The following is a 15549-nucleotide window of genomic DNA, read 5'->3' as shown; positions in this document are numbered from 1 at the left end:
GCTAGGGTTTAGCCGTTTGGCCAAACCCTATTATTAAAAACGACGGCTTAAGCCGTGGTTTTGCTCAAATGCCGCAGCAATGTTGCCAACGTTGGCGCAACAGTTTGATGGGATGGATAGCACAAACCAATACGGCGAAACATCCGAGGCCCATCGAATTTAATCTGTTTAAGCCGAGGCTCGTCTTCGATTAATCCATCGGGGAGAAAACTCACCCCAAATCCCGCCAGAACCAGCGACATCACTAAAGACTTAGATTCCGCCTTCGCCACCAAATTGAGCGACAAATTGCTGCAGGCGAGTAAGCCTATGGTTTGCTGGTGCGCCTCGCAGGGTGGGCACTCAATAAAGTCATACTGGCTTAATTCTTCGGGGCGAATACTGCTGAGCTGCGCAAGCCTATGCTCACTCGGCACACACAGCACATAGTCCTCCTCCCATAACGGAAAAAACACTTCATCCTCATGGCGTAAACTGTCTAAGGTTAACCTGCAATCCGCAGGGCTTTGATAATCCACCAGCTCTAAATCTAAATGGCTAATCGCCTGATTGATTTGAGTTAATAACCCTGCAAGACGACGCTGACTCAGATCGGGCATCACGGCTAAGCGCAACTTTTGTCGACTCGCTTTTGCCATAAATAGAGCGGGTAATTTACTGGCCTCCTCCACCAACTTAACCGCCAGCGGATACAGATAATGGGCACTATCCAAAGCTTTTACGCCCTTTTTACTGCGCTCGAATAAGGCGCCGCCAAGCTCTTCCTCTAACTGTTTAAGCCCAGCAGAGAGCGAGGGCTGGCTGACATAACAACGTGTTGCCGCCGCGGTAATATTGTTTTCTTCATAAATTGCGATAAAAAACCTTAATAGGCGTAAATCAACCATTTGCCGTCACCTTATCTTCTCAGCATGCTGTCATAGGTAAAGCCTATCATATTCAGTGGAAATAAGTATTTTTCAGTCCAAAAACCGCCACTTATACTGACGTCAAAGTTAGAGATTCATCAATCAACCCCATTTAACGCTTACAAAGATAGGAATGACAAATGACAAATACTACTCAGCCCCTCGTTGTGATCACTGGCGCCTCATCGGGCATAGGAGCCGCCATCGCCAAACAATTTAGCGCCGCAGGACACCCACTCTTACTGTTAGCGCGCCGAGTCAAGGCAATGCAAGCTCTTGCTTTACCAAACAGTTTATCCATCAGCGTTGATGTAACCGATGCAGACGCTATCAAGGCCGCCATTAACCAAGCGGAAGCACAATTTGGCCCTGCCGGTTGCCTTATCAATAACGCGGGCGTCATGTTGCTTGGGCAAATCGATACCCAAAATCCCAACGAGTGGAGCCGCATGCTCAATATCAATGTGATGGGCGTGCTCAATGGTATCCATGCGGTTTTAGCCGGAATGAAGGCGCGCAAAACCGGCACCATTATCAATATCAGCTCAGTGGCGGGACGTAAGACCTTCCCCAACCATGCGGCTTATTGCGCGACAAAATTTGCCGTGCATGCCTTAACCGAAAACATCCGCGAAGAAGTCGCAATGGACGATGTACGCCTAATCACCATTGCGCCAGGAGCGGTCGAGACAGAACTATTAAGCCACACCACGGATGATGCTATCAAAGCTGGCTACCAAGATTGGAAAGTACAAATGGGCGGTGTGATCGCCCCGGAAAACGTTGCCGCAGCAGCATTATTTGCTTGGCAACAACCGCAAAATGTCTGTGTGCGTGAGATAGTGTTAGCGCCAACACGCCAGCAACCTTAAGCAACGTGCTTGGCACGACCTCGCTATAGTCATGGGTAAAACGCAGTGTGCGAGTGCCACTGCGTTTAAAAATATAAAAATCGACCGAGTGTGCTCAACGCCTAGCGGCAAAAACCTCCCCCTCCACACAGCAAAAATGGAGCTAAATCATTCCGAACGACTACTTTAGCGATCGCAAATTTTACAAAGTGTTAACTCGATCACTATCCATTTTCAGACCTTTACAACCTTAAACCTACCCTACTACACAACATACTAATTTAGCTGCAAAAACAACCTGTTGTTTTTGCAGATGTAAATATCTGTCAAAGTCACGCCCTCATCAGTCAATTAGATTTTTATCAATGAAATTTTTATCAATTAGATTTTTTTAATGGAGGTGATATACCTCAAATAAACATCCCATCACCTTTGATAAATTTATTCACAAGGTGGAAGCAATAGACACATTCCACCAACAAAGTCATGTGAATGACAATTAAGAAAGGATGAGATGATGAAAACTTCAACTAAGATCGCAATCGCCGTCGCACTAATTAGCAGCTTAGGCCTTCAAGCCTATGCCGCCGAAGGGGGTAATCCTAAAAAGGGGAAGCACCTTTATAAAAAAGAATGTAAAGCCTGCCATAGCCAAGGTGGTGAAGGTGGCGAGCTAACCCCAATGAGCAAAACCATGAGCCAATGGGATCGTTTTTTCGACAAAGATAAACACAAACTCAAACCAGAGGTATTCAACGGCCTCACCGAGCAAGATCTCAAAGATATACAGCAATTCCTGTATGACCATGCCGCCGACTCGGAGCAACCGCAAACCTGCGGTTAATTGCTGCTAAGCCTAAATCAAAGGGATAACCGCAGGCCTGCAACTGCAAGTTAACCCATTGAAATAAAATCCAAGCCCAATAAGAGAAAAATGGGGAGCACACCTCAGGGCCTCCTGTTGGGTAAATTTGGCACAGAGCCTTGAGCCAGTGCCAGCGGAACACTCAGGGAGAAACCCTATGCGTACACGTACACTCATTTCGATATTGGTTGCTAATGCGCTGTTTATGTCCGGCCAAACCTTTGCCGCAGCGAACGAAACACCAGCCGACACCCAAAAAATGGCCGAGCTGAAACAACAACTGGTCGATATCACCGAACAGCTCGATGAACTCAATAGCCGCGTCGATAAAACCGAACGCCACACATCGTTAGACCGCCTTGAAATCACCGGAGATTTTAGAACCAAGGCCCACTCACTGCATTACCGCGATGTTGTTTGGAACCCCGCCATTAAGGTGGACTTTAATGACTTTGGCGCCAAGGCCATGTCCGGCGCCTTTGGGATGCCAAACGATCCTAACTCACCACTCGGCCAGATGATGCAAGCCAATCCAGATCTGGCCGCCGCCTTTCAAAATGGCATGTTACAGGGTGTGATGCCCTATGTACTGGCGCAGCAACATATCCAAGATATTGATAACGATATCTTTTATACCACTCGCCTGCGGTTAAATCTTAAAGCCAAGGTATGGGATAACGTCAGCTTTGCCGGTCGTCTGAGCATGTACAAAAACTGGGGCGACTCCACCGGCGTACAAGTGTTCGACTCTTGGCGCTCATTCACAATGGATGGCACCAGCAGCGGTAACACCAGCGGTGACTGGCTGCGGGTCGAGCGCGCCTATTTCGACTGGAAAAACATCAACGGCTCCGAGTTTTACCTCTCCATAGGCCGCCGCCCATCCACCTATGGCCCACCAAGCCACTACCGTGAAAACGAACTGCGTGGCGGCACGCCTTCAGGCCATTTAGTTAACTTTAACTTCGACGGTGCCACCTTAGGCTACAACCTAGGGGAAATCACTGGAATTGAAGGACAAGTGGTTCGCTTCTGTTATGGCCAAGGCTTTGAATCCCAATGGGGTAATGGCGAAATGTTTGGCGATATCGTTACCAAAGATACTCACCTCGGCGGCTTTAATATCGATGCCATTAACGATGGTACTAACTTCCTGCAATTTACCCTGTTTGGTGCCAAGGACGTCAACGATGGCTTTAAAGGCACAATGGCCTTCCCGACCCAACTGGCGGGGATTTTTGCTCCCACCATGTACCAGGATATGCAAAAGTTTGACAACTTTAACTTTGTCACCCGAGTGCAACCTAGCGGCGTCATTGGTGATATGTACCTTGGCGGCATTGGCTTTGCACGGGAAGAAGCTAACGATATCAAATGGTTTGCATCACTAGGCTGGACGCGCGCAGAGCCAAATGGCAATGCCGGCATGTTCGGCGGCATGTTATCCGATGCGGTGTTTGAAGCGGAACTCAACAGCACAGGGACCGAAATCATCATGGTGCCGAAAACCAGCGATGATACTGAGACCAAAGATGGTTATGGCATTTATGTGGGTATTCAAATCCCCGCGCCCTACGGCAAGTTTGGCTTGGAATATAACTATGGTTCCGAATACTGGACGCCCTTCACTCAAGCTCAAGATGACCCTATTGGCAGCAAGTTAGCCACCCGTGGCCACGTTGGCGAAGCCTATTACATCTTTGATATCAATCCCAAGATGTTTATCAAACTGGCCGGACTCTACTACGACTACGAATACACAGGTAGCGGCACGCCTGTAGGCGCACCACAAAAAATCGATGACGTGTTAGCGGGCTCAGCCTACTCAATGCTGCCTGTGGTCGATAAGGCCTTCGATGTAAACGCCTCACTGACTATCAACTTCTAACCTAGACGCCATTCAGCCCTCGGTATCGCCGAGGGCAGGAGTACAGAATGAAAAAACTCATTGTTATTGCCTTAGCGGGTATGGCGTTGCAAGCGCAGGCTGCCAATCCCCATAAAGACGTCCTTAAAGGCCCCTTCGCCACAGGTTCTGAAGTCACGACTCAGTGTTTAACCTGCCACGAAGAACAAGCCACAGACATGATGAAAACCTCCCACTGGACATGGGAATTAGAACAAAAGCTCCCCGATAGAACCGTATTACGCGGTAAGAAAAACAGTATCAATAACTTCTGTGTGTCAATTTCCAGCAACGAGCCTCGCTGCACTAGCTGTCACGCAGGCTATGGCTGGAAGGACAACACTTTTGACTTTAAAGACAAAACTAAAGTGGACTGTCTTGTCTGCCACGACACCACAGGCACCTATGTGAAAGACCCCGCTGGTGCAGGCGAGCCTATGGCGAAACTCGATCTGGCGAAGATCGCGCAAAACGTCGGTGAACCCGTGCGGGATAACTGCGGTAGCTGCCATTTCTATGGTGGCGGTGGTGATGCGGTCAAGCACGGGGATCTCGACTCTTCTATGGCCTATCCCGATAAAGCCACCGATGTACACATGGACAGCGACGGTAATAACTTCCAATGCCAAAACTGCCATACCACTGAAAAACATCAAATCTCGGGTAATGCTATGGGCGTCTCCCCAGGCGGCATCGACCACATTGGTTGTGAAAACTGCCACGAGAGCGCGCCGCACAGCAACAAAAAGCTTAATACCCATACCGCAACCGTGGCCTGCCAAACCTGCCATATTCCATTCTTCGCTAAGAATGAGCCCACCAAGATGCACTGGGATTGGTCAACTGCGGGCGATGATAAACCTGAGACCGTAGATCAATACGGCAAACACACCTATCAGAAGAAAAAGGGTGACTTTGTGTGGGAAAAAATGGTCAAGCCACAGTACGCTTGGTACAACGGCACGGCTAACGCTTATATGGCGGGGGACAAGATGGACCCGAAAGTCGTTACTAAACTGACCTACCCTATGGGCGATATTAACGATGCTAAAGCCAAGATTTATCCCTTTAAAGTACATACAGGTAAGCAGATTTACGACAAAAAACTCAATATCTTTATCACCCCAAAAACCTACGGCAAAGGCGGATATTGGAGCGAGTTTGATTGGAATTTAGCGGCGAAACTGGGCATGGAGGTTAACACCACCATGATTGAAAAAGGCATCAAATACAGTGGTGAATATGACTTTGCCGCCACCGAAATGTGGTGGCGGATCAACCACATGGTCTCACCAAAAGAACAAGCGCTTAATTGTAATGATTGCCACAACAAAGGCACTCGCCTCGATTGGCAAGCCTTGGGCTATCAAGGTGACCCGATGAAAAACAAACAAGGCCCTAAACACAAACAACAATAATCGTACTGACTCGCTGAAAGCCTATCCGAGGCTAAAGCGATTATCGCTCCCCTGCAACCTTCGAGAGCTGATGCCGTTGGCTAAGCTCTCTTTTTACCTCACTACCTCGCCTTAATTCGAGTTAATAGATGAGTAAATGCAACCAACAAATTCGTGACTTGCCTGAGTGAGTATGATGTCACCACCGCCTGACTTACATTTTATCTCGCCCTACGACTTTCAAGACCGTTTAATCCTAGAGTGTTACGACATACGGCTAGATGAATTGGTTATCTTTATAAATTGCGGTCAGTGGACAAAACTAGAGTCAAAGGTTTTCTGTTTAAAGAGACGTTCTCATTCAGCGGTAGAAGTCACAATAGTGTCTAAACGAGGCATTTCCAGTCGTTGTCGAGTTGATTAAGTCATATACCTTTGAAATTGAGTTGCAAGCCTCTTCTAATCTAGCGCGATAACGCTCTATTAGCGATGATGCAATCCCCGCCTTTTGCTAGCACCAATCCGAATGCAAACCCGACGAGAAAAATAATCGCCTACTTTATTTTGCACCATAACTTGTTCATCCCCCACTATCACTACAAACCATGATGAAACTGTCTAACATCACTGAAAACACCATGACAACAGCAAACACGAGAAAAACAAAACATTAACAATTATTCAAAATCAACATATTAAGACTAAGCTAAATAAGTAATAAAATTCACTTACTTGATGTTGTACACAACAAATTGTTAATGATAGTGTTAATTAGGATGTAGTTGCGGTTCTGATTTTCGTGATGAATGTAATGCTATATTAAGGTGTATGAAACATGATCGAGTCTTTACGTCTATTGGCACAGCACAAATCATTTTCCGAGCTTTTGCTTTCATCCACCCTGATTAATGTGCTGTCACTGGCATTACCATTCACCATGCTACAAATCTATGACCGGATTTTACCCAATGAAGCCTATGGTACTGCCAGTGTATTAGCAATTGGCGTTGGGATCGCCATACTACTAGAGCTGTTGTTGCGCTATACACGCAGTTGGTTGCTTGCTCTCAATGCTTCAAATTATGAACTGCAAACCACCACTCAATTTGTCGACCGACTAATGAAGGCGGATTACCATCACGTTGAGCAATTAGGATCAGGCAAAATACTCCAAGGTATCACCAGTATTGCAACCATGCGGGAGATTTACTCAGGGCAAGCTGCTGTTGCCTTAATGGATTTTCCATTTGTTATCATATTTTTAGCCTTAGTTGCCTATATTGGTGGGCCTTTAGTCTTTATCCCCATACTGGTTTGGGGGATAGCAGGTATTGGCGTGTGGCAAATAGGCAAAAAACTCTCCGTCGCCACCCGAGAACTCGCCATCAGCGATGATGAACGAACCCGTTTACTCATTTTAGTCTTATCAGGCTTAACGACTGCAAAGTCCCTAGCGTTAGAATCGCGAATTACTTATGCCTACAAAAAAATCAACTACCAAAGGTTAGCGCAGCAAAATGAGGTTGATTGGCTATCATCCAAGTTACAAGAATGGATCCAGGGGGCCTCGCAGGCCACCACACTGGCACTGGTGCTGATTGGCTGTTTTGAAGTCTTAAATGGCGATCTAACAACAGGGGGATTAGCGGCATGTTCAATCCTTGCAGGCAGAGCCGTAGCGCCCTTAAGTGCAATCGGCAGTTTAAAAGCAAAGTTTGTTACCGCTCAGTCTGCGATGCAGGATGTTAATGAAATCATAGCCTCGCCGCCAGAATCCTTGAATGGCACTCAGGTTTACCACCAAAAATTACCCTCAGGCCCTATTGAATTTGAACAGGTATCAGCACAACAAACAGGGGCAAAGCTTAAACACATTAACCTGACAATCCCCGCGGGTAGCCTTGTCACTGTCACGTCAAATCCACTCACACATGCCAGTTTACTATTAAGTACCGTGGGCGGTTATCATCAAGTATCTGAGGGGACGATCAAAATCGACTCTATCCCACTGACTGAACATGACCCGCTTGAGTATCGTCAATCTATTAGCTATGTGCCGCCATGGGCAACGTTATTTGCAGGATCGATTTTGGATAACCTGACTCTGTTTCGCCATGAGCGAGAAGCCTATGCCATGGTTCTCGCAGACAAACTGGGCTTATCTGCCACGATTGCGCAGTTACCTGCGGGTTATCAAACCTTAGTGGGTAATAATGACAACCAAATGCTCAATCAAGGGGCTATCAAACTCATCACCATTGTCAGAGCGCTTGCACAATCCCCTTCGATACTGTTACTCGACGAGCCTATGGTCTCCCTCGATGCAGACTCCCAGCAACGCCTACTCGCTTTGTTACTCGAACTCAAAAACCACATAACCCTCATTGTGGCCTCCTATTTTACGGAAATTACGGCGATCAGTGACTATCGTATCCATATTTCATCGCAAGGGGATGCAACTATGTCGTCAAATGGGGAACTTTAGCAATGCATAACCAAGCGCAGTCTGTCCCAAATTTAAAATCCCTATTAGTCACACTATTTAATCAACTAGGACTTAATGCCCAAGCTAAGAATATTGAACGCAGCGCGTTAGTCGATGATGCGAGTTACTTAGATGCGTATGTTTTATTCAAAAAACATCATGTTGTGGCCGACCTACGCTCTATTGATCCTGAAATGCTCAGCCATACAATCTATCCTTTCCTGCTCCTACCTGAAGAGGGAGAACCGCAGATAGGACGGCGCAACCATCATACCTTTGAGTATTTAGGTCCACACCAACAATGGCAGCCACTCACACTCCCTTCTGATGGAAAAGTTTTTATTATTAATAGCCTGCCATCTATCAATCAAAAAAGGAGTCGCTTTGCCAGCCAGTTTAAGCAGCAAAAAAAGTGGTTCAAACCCGTTTTTTTATTAAGCCTTATCTCCAGCTTAACCGGATTAGCGATACCGCTTTTTACAATGGCGGTATACGACAGAGTGATAGGAGGACAAGCCCCTGATATTTTGCCGGGGATCGCAATAGGTGCATTGCTTGCCTTAAGCATTTTTATTGCAAGCCGATTGCTGCGCGCCAAAGTGCTGGCCAGTGCAAGCAATAAATTAGCGCGAGATCTGTCAGCCGTATCCTTTAATCAACTCCTCAGTATGCCCTTGATGATGTTATCCCGAGTGGGACTATCGAATCATTTGGCACGACTTCGTAATGCCGAAAAGGTGAGAGGATTGCTGTCTGGCCCCAGCGGAGCCGGGCTGATTGATTTGCCCTTTACGATAGTGGCGCTAATTGCCATCACCGTTCTCAGTGGTTGGTTAGTATTAGTGCCACTTTGTATGCTCATTCTGTTTTACCTCGTCATGAAAGCCCTAAACCGTTTTACCCAAGCCGCCAGCCCAACCATCAGCAGTGACTACCAAAACAGCCTCAATGAACTAGCCAAGAATGTATTAGAGCTCAAAACCGCAGGGGAAACCGAAGGCTGGTACGCGGATTTTATCCGTCGCTGCCGCGAGCACTGCCGTCAACAGTTTATATATGCCAAACGTAATGGACTTAATGCGGCAGTTGCCCATGCTATGGGGCTAATGACAGCCTTAGTTACCGTGTTTTGTGGCATTTTTTTAGTGTTAAATCAAAGCATATCACCCGGCGCGTTAATCGCCTGTGGTATGTTAATTTGGCGCATTACAGGCCCTGCTCAATTAGCATTTTCTTCTATGCCTAAAATTAACATGATAACCAACACTATCACCCAGTTTGATCGTTTTATGGAAGTAACGACCGAATTTAATCAACTCCGACTCGATGGACCCAACTTAAATAAAGCGCCATCACTTAGCTTTAAACATGTCACCCTTCGCTACACTGCAGAAGCAGAGCCTGCACTCTCTGGCGTCACATTTGATGTAGAAGCAGGAGAGACCGTCGCCATCATCGGTCCGAATGGCAGTGGTAAAACGACCTTATTGCTGGCAGCTATAGGCGTGATTGATACACAGGCCGGCTTTGTGACTTTAGATGGCAAAAACCTGAAACAATTTGATCCCGAAGCTTTACGCCAATGGGCCGCATTCAGCCCAACCCACACCGAGTTACTGCCAGGATCGTTAGCAGACAACTTACGTTTGGCGAAACCCGATGCCACCGATGAGGAGTTATGCCAAGCCCTGTATGAGGCTGGAGGCGACGCTTTAAAAGAGGTGCTCGGTGGCGATTTACATCGCAGTTTATCCGCACAGGGGGCCAATATGTTTTCGGTGGTTGGTAGCGGCTATATCAGCCTGGCTCGAGCTCTGTTAAAAAAATCACCTTTGCTTGTCATGGATGAACCCATAGCCAATCGCAATCCTTTTGCGAAAAAAACCTTTATCGAAACCTTAACCAAGTTAAAGGGCAAAACGACGATTTTGTTTACTAGCCATGATCAAGAACTGATCCAGCACGCTGATAAGGTCGTTATCTTAAATAAAGGCACAGTGGTTTATGCCGGCCCTATTCCAAACAAACCCACAGCAAGCGATGAAACCCAATTAATGGCTAGTATGGAGATAACTCTCAATGAATGATCGTCAACTTAACCATCGTTCTTTGCCAGAACATGAGTTCACTCAAGCCATTGAAACACCAGCTGAAAAACGCATCGTCAAACAAATCACTTATTTTATTGCGGGTTCAGTGTTCGTTATGTTTGTTTGGTCACTGCTCACCGATATTGAAGAAATTGCCAAAGCGAAAGGCCAAGTTATCCCCCTTGGACATCAACAAGTGATTCAAAGTTTTTCTGGAGGAACCTTAGCCTCTATCTTGGTTTCTGAAGGAGATTTAGTGAAAAAAGGTGATGTTCTCGCCAACTTTATCGCTATTGATAGCCAAGCTGCCGCTGAAGAGCTGGAAAGTAAACAAGCTAATCTAGTGCTCAAAATTGAGCGTTACAGTGCTTTTATCGAGTCAAGAGAAGCCAACTTTGATGCCTATGTTGAAAGTCATCCCAATCTTGTGAAAGGACATATTAGTGATCTCGAACGGATGAATAATGAAAAACAAGCCATCATTCAATCTTCTCTCGCTGAAATCGCTAAATCTCAGGCTGAGCTAGCAAGTCTTGAGCAAGAAATTCCGCCACTGAAACATCAAATAAATTCGGCCCAACAAACCATCAATATGATGGAGTCCATCAAAGAATCGCAGGCAGTCTCTAAGCTCACGATGTTGGAATCTCAACAAAAATTAGATTCCTATATACGTGAGCTAAAAGGTATGGAAGGTAAACAGCAAGTATTGGCGCGGGATATTGAAAACCTTCAACGACAGTTGGAGCAAAAGGAAGCCACATTATTTAAAGAAGTGGGTGAAGCACGCACAGATGCACAAGCTGAATTATTGGGGATTACGGCACGTTTAAAATCCTCCGATTCGCAGGTGCAACAAAACACCATCACCTCCCCCGTTGATGGCATTATTCAATCGATTCCTAACACCTCATCAGGGAGTGTGATTCAACCTGGAGGCACCGTTGCGGTGATCGTTCCCACCACGCCAACAGCTCTCCTAGAGGCCAAACTGTCCCCTCGGGATATTGGCTTTGTCAGTGTTGGACAAAAAGCACGCATAAAAATTGATGCTTTTGATTACAGTCGCTACGGGGCACTCGATGGGATCGTCAAACGTATCTCCCCAAGCACAGATGCAGATGAAAAAGGCGGTGTCTTTTATAAAGTACAAATCTCGATTGATAAGCCCTACTTTGGCGAACGACCCGATAAGTTGGAACTGATCCCCGGTATGACAGGTGAAGCGGATATTATCACTGGGGATAAAACCGTCTTCCAATACCTGTGGAAACCCGTATTTACCAATGTGACAGAAGCCTTTGGTGAACGCTAGGAAGCACTAACTATGAGCCCAAAAAAACCATTAACGCTCTCAACCGCAAAACGTAAAAGTCGAATTTCAGCAAAACTCGCCAAAAAGTCTGAAATTGCCGCTAAAAAACTTGATAAAGATGTCGCCAAGCTCAAGGCGAAGGAATTTAGAGAGAGCGAAGTCAAAAACTCTGCAACCCCAGATATTGTGGCAACTCAGTCTTGGCGCTTAGCCACGCATGCTACAACGCAGCTTGCTAATACCGAACAATCGACAGAGCAAAAATCGAATTCGCAATCGACTACGGCAGATATTGATAACCGCCATTCAACTGTACAGACAGCGAGCACTGATCCAGAAAAAACCTTGCTAGAACAACAGCAGCAAGCAAATGCAGCTGAAACCCTCCCTAAGTTCCAAGATTATGGCTCGAGCGAATCAACCCATTTAGGGCAAGGACCGCATTTTGACGACACACAGCCTCCCCTTGTTACCCTCAGTCAACTCCCTGAAATTAGAGATATTAAGCAGCAGATTGAACCGACAGCATTAACGGTATCAATGGCGAGAACCACATTGACTCAAAGTGTGCGTCCTCCGATTATTAGCACTGAGCAACACCACACACCACTGAGCATTGACGAACAAGTCACCCATCAATCTATTAAAGAAGATGCCCCTGCGGCGAGCATCTCAGGCAAACTGAATGCCCATGGTGAAGCAATAACGTCACTCCAATGGACAGTCGCAGAACATCAAGGCCAATTTGGTCGCCTTGATATCGATCCAATCACTGGCGAGTGGCATTACCAACTCGATAACAATGCGCCTAACACTGATGCATTAGCCGAAGGTGAGCATCAAACCGAACAATTTACGGTTACTGTCAGCGGTCTCAATGGCGAACAAGTAAGCACTCTCATCATCATTGATGTCGAAGGCAGTAACGATCTGCCCCAAATTTTAGGATCGCACCTTGCTAGCATTAATGCGGCGGACTCCTTGCAGACAGTGATGGGGCAACTGCGCAGTGTCGATCCCGATCATAACGATGTAATCACTTGGGCTGTGCTTGATGGACAAGGTCAATATGGCCAACTAAGCATCAATCCACTCACGGGCCAATGGCAATACCAACTAAATAACCATGCAAACGCCACGCTTGCTCTATTCTCTGGCCAACAGGTGACGGAAACCTTTACCGTCACCGCAACCGATCAATCAGGCCATCCAGTAAGCCAACAAGTCAGTATTCAAATCAATGGCGCTGATGATGCCGCTATCATTCAAGGCGAGATGACAGGTTTAGTGACGGAAGATACTCAGACGATCAACGGTCAATTAACGGTATCAGGCCAATTAAGCATCCAAGATCCAGATAAGGATCAAGCGCATTTTTCGGCAGATTCATTACAAGGACAATTTGGCTATCTCACGATCGATGTAAACGGCCATTGGATCTACAATGCTGATAACACCCAAGCAACCATTCAAAGCCTTAGATCGGGTGAACATCTAACCGATACTTTTATCATCCACAGCGCCGATGGTACCGCGCAAAACATCACGGTCACGATTAACGGGACCGATGATAAGGCCGAAATATCAGGTACAACCTCGGCCTCACTCACTGAAGATAGTGACACATACCAAGGCATGCTTAGAGCTAATGGCAACCTTACCATTACAGATAACGACCACGGACCACACTTATTTACAGCGACCGAGCAATCTGGTCAGTTTGGCACCCTCACCATTGATGAATTAGGCCACTGGACCTACATCGCAGATAACTCGCAAACGGCAATTCAAGCACTCAAAACCGGAGAATCCATCACTGATACCCTTGTGGTACAAACCCAAGATGGCACACAGCAAACCATCTCCATCACTATTAATGGTACCGATGATCACTCTGTGATTAGGGGCACATCAGTAGTGAGAGTATTTGAAGACAAACGCCTTTCTCAAGGACGACTCCATACAGATGGTCAACTCTGGGTCAGCAATCCCGATACTGGGCGAGCAGGATTTGCAGCCGAACAGCGCCAAGGTCAATTCGGCCTATTATCTATCAATAGTGATGGCCATTGGACCTACATAGCAGACAACAACAATCCCAGCATACAAGCTCTCAAACATGGCGAATTCGTAACTGAAACCCTGTTTGTAAAAGCGTTGGATGGAACGAGCCAAAAGATCGAGATCCTGATCAAAGGCGCTGATGATAAAGCGATTATCGGTGGAACCGACACGGCAACGCTTATCGAGGATCAATCTGTCCAGCATGGGCAATTACAGGCACACGGCACACTAACCATAACCGATCCCGATGCAGGCCAAGCCCAGTTCACGGCACTAACCGATATCGCAGGCAGTGCTGGCTACGGACATTTCAGCATAGACGCTACCGGTAACTGGACCTACACAGCCAATAACACACTAACAGCTATTCAGCAGCTCAATACCGGTGAGCACCTCACTGATAGCCTGACAATATCGAGTGCAGACGGCACAAACCACACACTAACAGTGACGATAACGGGCAGCAACGATGCACCAGTAGTGACTCACAGCTTGGTCACAACGACTGCAACGGAAGATACTGCCTTCAGCTTCAGCATTCCTGCGGGCACCTTTGCCGATATCGATACCGGCGATACATTGATTTTTAGCACCGGCAGCTTGCCGGCCTGGCTGCACTTCGATGCGGCTACAGGCACCTTCTCGGGTACGCCCACCAATGGCGATGTCGGCACCTCGCAAGTGACTATCACAGCCACCGATGGTAGCGGCGCACAAGTCAGTACCATCTTCGTGCTGAATGTGGGCAACACTAACGACGCCCCCACGCTCACCCACATTGCGACCGTGAACGCAACAGAAGATGGCGCACAGGTCACCGGGCAGTTCACCGCAACCGATCCCGACAGTGGCGATACGCTCACCTTCAGTATCGCGCAGCCAGTGGATGGTCTCACAGTCAACACCGACGGCAGTTGGCGCTTCGACCCCAGTCATGCCAGCTACCAGCATCTGGCAGCCGGCCAGACGCTGACGCTCACCATGCCAGTCACAGTGACCGATGCCGCTGGTGCGACCAGCATCCAGGACTTAGTAATCAAGCTCAACGGCAGCAACGATGGCGCGACTATCGGCGGAGTCAGCACTGGCAGTGCCAAAGAAGACAACGCCCAGATCACCACCGGCCAACTCATTGTGGCCGATGTGGACGATGGTGAAGCACACTTCGTAGCGCAGACCGACACGGCTGGCACTTACGGCCACTTTAGCCTGAGTGCAGACGGCCGATGGAGCTACCAGCTCGACAACAGTAAGCCAGAAATCCAGCAGCTCAGCGAAGGAGTGATGCTGCACGAAAACTTCAACGTACATAGCGCCGATGGCACGACTCACACGATTATCGTCGATATCGTCGGCACGAACGATGCGCCAGTGCTCACGGCGCAAAGCCAATCTGTAACCGAAGATGGCTCGTTGCTCTCGGGCCAGATGGTGGCTACGGATGTGGATACCGGCGACACACTTACCTTCAGTCTCGCCAATGCGGTCGATGGCTTCACGCTCAACGCCGATGGCAGCTACAGCTTCGATCCATCCAATGCGGCTTATCAACATCTAGCCGCAGGCCAGACGCAGACGCTCACCATTCCGGTCAGCGTGACCGACAGCGCTGGCGCAACTAGCACTGCGAATTTGACGATTACGCTCACAGGCAGCAACGATGGCGCC

The 15549-nt window shown here is 47.5% G+C and carries 9 protein-coding genes; 8 read left to right on the top strand and 1 reads right to left on the bottom strand.

The window, feature by feature from the left end:
* Positions 1–47: 47 nt before the first annotated feature.
* Positions 48–887 carry a LysR family transcriptional regulator gene (locus SHEWPOL2_RS19010; RefSeq protein ID WP_023266905.1) on the bottom strand — a complete coding sequence of 280 codons (840 nt, stop codon included), beginning with the start codon at positions 885–887 and terminating at the stop codon, positions 48–50.
* 161 nt (positions 888–1048) lie between these two features.
* Between SHEWPOL2_RS19010 and SHEWPOL2_RS19005 the strand changes: the two genes are divergently transcribed.
* The 8 genes from SHEWPOL2_RS19005 to SHEWPOL2_RS18970 all read left to right on the top strand — a co-directional run.
* Complete coding sequence (locus tag SHEWPOL2_RS19005; protein WP_037430696.1) at positions 1049–1780, top strand: SDR family oxidoreductase; 732 nt, start codon at positions 1049–1051, stop codon at positions 1778–1780.
* 493 nt (positions 1781–2273) lie between these two features.
* A complete protein-coding gene (locus SHEWPOL2_RS19000; RefSeq protein ID WP_011718452.1) occupies positions 2274–2603 on the top strand; it encodes a c-type cytochrome in 330 nt (109 codons plus the stop codon).
* 178 nt (positions 2604–2781) lie between these two features.
* Entirely contained in the window at positions 2782–4512 is a 1731-nt protein-coding gene (locus SHEWPOL2_RS18995; RefSeq protein WP_037430695.1) for a DUF3373 domain-containing protein, read from the top strand.
* 47 nt (positions 4513–4559) lie between these two features.
* Positions 4560–5948, top strand: coding sequence for a tetrathionate reductase family octaheme c-type cytochrome (locus SHEWPOL2_RS18990; RefSeq protein ID WP_037430694.1), 1389 nt, complete (start codon positions 4560–4562; stop codon positions 5946–5948).
* A gap of 814 nt (positions 5949–6762) precedes the next feature.
* Complete coding sequence (locus tag SHEWPOL2_RS18985) at positions 6763–8412, top strand: ABC transporter transmembrane domain-containing protein (RefSeq protein WP_037430692.1); 1650 nt, start codon at positions 6763–6765, stop codon at positions 8410–8412.
* 2 nt (positions 8413–8414) lie between these two features.
* Positions 8415–10499 (top strand): ATP-binding cassette domain-containing protein, encoded by a 2085-nt coding sequence (locus SHEWPOL2_RS18980; RefSeq protein WP_037430690.1) that lies wholly within the window; start codon positions 8415–8417, stop codon positions 10497–10499.
* A complete protein-coding gene (locus SHEWPOL2_RS18975) occupies positions 10492–11817 on the top strand; it encodes an HlyD family type I secretion periplasmic adaptor subunit (RefSeq protein ID WP_050991409.1) in 1326 nt (441 codons plus the stop codon). The genes SHEWPOL2_RS18980 and SHEWPOL2_RS18975 overlap by 8 nt, the downstream gene beginning before the upstream one ends.
* Positions 11818–11829: 12 nt before the next feature.
* The coding region (locus tag SHEWPOL2_RS18970) for a VCBS domain-containing protein (RefSeq protein WP_037430689.1) at positions 11830–15549 on the top strand (3720 nt) is incomplete at its 3' end.

Origin of the sequence: Shewanella sp. POL2 (assembly GCF_000282755.1) — a bacterium.
Taxonomy (GTDB): Bacteria; Pseudomonadota; Gammaproteobacteria; order Enterobacterales; family Shewanellaceae; genus Shewanella; species Shewanella xiamenensis.
Note: the sequence above shows the minus strand (reverse complement) of the source record. Positions and strands in the feature narration are given on the sequence as shown.